We start from the raw sequence: 2,937 nt of genomic DNA on the forward strand, positions 1-2,937 counted from the left end.
CGGCGATTGGGGTAGAGCAGGTAGGACATGACCATGGTATCATCAGCGATTCCCTTTACCTTCATGCCGTGGCTGCAGAGGTGGAGGATGTCGAACTTCAAATTGTGACCGGTCTTGGCGATTTCGGGGTCGGAAAGGATGGCGCCCAGGATGCGGCGGAACGTGTCCAGGTCCACGGTATCGCCTTCGGGAGCCAGGAAGGGCACGTAGAATCCGGCGTCATCCAGGGCGAAAGAAATTCCAACCAACTCCGCTTGAGTGAATTCAAGGGCCGTGGTTTCCACGTCCAGGGCAACGGCGCCCGCCGTTCGAATCCGATCGGCCAGGTCGGAGAGGTCCTTTTCCAGTGTGATCACGTGAACGGGGATACTCAATTCGTCACCGGCCGGATCGCTCTGGCGCTTTTTTTGCAGGCTGGAAAAAGAAAGGCGGGCATAGAATTCCAGCAGTTGTCTTTCATCACCGCCCTGGAAAGGAGGAGGCAATTGCGGCGGTTTCATTTCCGGCGCCTGGGACAAGTCCACCAGCCGGCGCGACAAGTCAAGCAGGCGGCGGTTTTCCTCGAAGCGCCGGCGCTGGGCGGGGGTAAGTTCGTCCAGGTTTTCCAGGATCGTGTCCAGGTCATGGAACTTTTCCAACAGGGCGCGGGCGCTCTTGTCACCGATTCCGGGAACTCCGGGGATGTTGTCCGAGGTGTCACCCACCATGGCCAGGTAGTCCACGATGCGTTGCGGCGGCACGCCGAAGTGATCGCGGATGGCTTCACTGTCCAGGACCCGTTTCAAGCGCGGATGGTAGAGACGAATGTTGCGGTTGACCAGCTGAAACAGGTCTTTGTCGGCAGAAACCAGGATCAGGGGCTCATCGGCATCATCCCGGTTGCGACTGAACGCGGCGATGATGTCGTCTGCTTCAAACCCGGGCCGTTCCAGCAGGTCGATGCCCCTGTGTTGCAGGTATTCGCGAACCAGGGGGATTTGCGCCTGCAGTTCTTCCGGCGCGGCTTCGCGCTTTTCTTTGTATTGGGGATACAGCCGGTGCCGGAAGGTCGGTCCGGGGGAATCCAGGGCGACGGCCACCCGTCCGGGCGCCATTTCCTTCAAGAGGCTTTCCACGCTGGTTACAAAGCCGTATACCGCCCCGGTGGGTTGTCCTTTGAGGGTGCGCATCTGGCTGTGGGTGTAGAAAGCGGAGAAAATCAGGTACATGCCGTCAAACAAGAGGAAGGGAGCGCTCATGCGCGCAACCTCAGCCGTATTCAGCGGCCAGGTAGTCGATCACCAGGTCGTCGAGGGCTTTGTCCTCGATAATCTGGGTATCGAGGCTGAGGAGATGAAGGTACTTGCCGTCCTTGAGTTCATTGATGATCTGGTCATGCTGGGTTTTCATCATGTTTTTGATGATTTCCCGGCGGTTGGTTTTGTGGATCAAGTGTCCGTAGGAAAGGCGGCGGGACAAGAGGATTTCTCCGCTGTGGTAGACAAGGGTCTCCACCACGGGGTTGTTTTGCCCCTTGTCTTCGGTCTGGATGTGGAAGACTTCGTTGCGGTACTTGATGTCCGTATTGAAGCCGACGATCATGCAATCATCCTATTGAATTCGGCAAAAAAAGTCAATACTCGCCAAGTAGAGAGTTGAAAGTCTAAAGTCGAAAGTAAAAAGCAAAAGCAAAAACTTGTTCGTCTTTTTAACTTCCCTTTTCAACTTTCCAACTTTTTTTTGAAAGGCAGGGGTCCCCCATGTAGCGGGGGACCTGTAAGGTTGAGGTGGGAGATATGTAATTATGTTAAGGGGGGAGAGATGGAAAGGCTATTTTTTATTGACATTCTCAGTGCCTGTTTTGGTGTCTTTGGCGACACTTGTCTCTTTTGCGTCTTTCTTTTCGCTGGAGCCGTTGTCCGGGCTCTTCTGGCGGCGGCTGTAATCCGTAACGTACCATCCCGATCCTTTAAATTGAAATGAGGAGGCCGAGATCAATTTCTCTACTTCGCCGCCGCAGTGGATACAGTGCTGAAGCGGTTCTTCGTTTATCCGCTGCAACACTTCAAATGTACGGCCACATTTTTGACATCGATATTCGTAGATCGGCATGGCGATGGTCCTTAACTGTATTCTCTATAACACATCCCATTATGAACTGTCAACTGCATTTTAAAGTTATGATATTTGGTGGTTGATTCAACTCATACCGGGCATGGCAGATCAATGACGTACATGGAATTCCTCTCCCACATCGGTGTTTTCCACGATTTCCACGTCAACCCCATCGACACGCGCGCCGTAAGGCCCCCGCTGCAGGAAGGACTCAAGCGCGTCCAATGCGTGCCGCTCCGCGTGGGCCAGTACCGTTACGCTTCCGTCCGGATTGTTTCGCACCCAGCCCTTGATTTCCAGCTTACGGGCGGTTTGACGGGCTGTAAAGCGAAACCCCACGCCCTGGACCCGTCCGGTGACGGTGTAACAGCGTGTTTCCATGGCTGAATTTTATGGTTTCTGCGCTAAAAGAGCAAATCGGCAGTCTACAGTGAAACGTTGAAAGTCGAAAGTCTGAAGACAAGCCCCTGTGATGGCACTAAGGAGTGCTGGTGATGAGGAATGCGGCCAGGCAGTTCAGCTCAGAATTGCCTGGCTGAGCTGTGATGATGCGATTTTAAGCGCTGTGATGTGCTGGCAGGTGCTCGAAAAGCACTGTGCTTTTTTTATTCCTTCTTCTTTATTCGTTATTCAGAGCCTGAAGGGCTGATAGGGAATAGGAGAGGCTTTCCTGCCTCCTGTCTCCTGTTACCTGCCACCTTCCTTCCAACTCTTCAACTTTCGGTTCTATTACGTTTCGTGTGGGTAAATCCGCATAGATGATGAGCGAGAAATTGTTGTGATGAGTACCCAGAGGGCATACATACCCGCAGGGCATAAGGCATAAGCGAACGCAAACGGCAG

4 protein-coding genes are annotated in these 2,937 nt (G+C 53.5%); all 4 read right to left on the reverse strand.

Annotated elements, in window-relative coordinates:
* Positions 1–1,238: hypothetical protein (locus ENN40_11890; GenBank protein ID HDP96038.1), on the reverse strand; the 1,238-nt coding region annotated here is incomplete at its 3' end.
* A gap of 10 nt (positions 1,239–1,248) precedes the next feature.
* Positions 1,249–1,581: a hypothetical protein gene (locus tag ENN40_11895; protein ID HDP96039.1), complete on the reverse strand. Its 333-nt coding sequence runs from the start codon at positions 1,579–1,581 to the stop codon at positions 1,249–1,251.
* 228 nt (positions 1,582–1,809) lie between these two features.
* A complete protein-coding gene (locus tag ENN40_11900) occupies positions 1,810–2,091 on the reverse strand; it encodes a zinc ribbon domain-containing protein (protein HDP96040.1) in 282 nt (93 codons plus the stop codon).
* A 111-nt stretch (positions 2,092–2,202) separates the two neighbouring features.
* The gene (locus ENN40_11905) at positions 2,203–2,475 is read right to left on the reverse strand and encodes an acylphosphatase (GenBank protein HDP96041.1); all 273 of its coding nucleotides are present in this window, start codon (positions 2,473–2,475) and stop codon (positions 2,203–2,205) included.
* Between the last annotated feature and the right edge of the window lie 462 nt (positions 2,476–2,937).

It is taken from the genome of Candidatus Aminicenantes bacterium (assembly GCA_011049425.1).
In the GTDB taxonomy this organism is placed as follows: Bacteria; Acidobacteriota; Aminicenantia; order UBA2199; family UBA2199; genus UBA876.